1 pseudogene is annotated in these 286 nt (G+C 61.2%); it reads right to left on the bottom strand.

Annotated elements, in window-relative coordinates:
- Positions 1 to 256, bottom strand: a pseudogene (locus tag SB753_RS36435) (alanine dehydrogenase); the annotation flags it as partial.
- Between the last annotated feature and the right edge of the window lie 30 nt (positions 257 to 286).

A 286-nucleotide genomic window follows, 5' to 3' on the forward strand; every position in this document is an offset into this window, starting at 1 on the left:
GCAGCATCGCGCGCTCTCGCGGTTGCGGCTCCTTGACCTTGACGATCATGTCGGCTGCCGAAAATATCGCCTTGGCATTCAGCGCCACTTGCGCGCCAGCCGTACGGTATGCGTCGTCGGACGCGCCGATACCCGCGCCCGCTCCCGTTTCGACGCTCACCGTGTGTCCGTGCGCGACGATCTCACGTACCGACGACGGCGTGAGACCGACGCGATACTCGTGATTCTTGATCTCCTTTGGAACGCCTATGTGCATATTTGCCTCCTATATGGAACTGCGTGCCAG

The sequence above is a fragment of the Paraburkholderia sp. SIMBA_053 genome, assembly GCF_046534895.1.
Lineage (GTDB): Bacteria > Pseudomonadota > Gammaproteobacteria > Burkholderiales > Burkholderiaceae > Paraburkholderia > Paraburkholderia caledonica.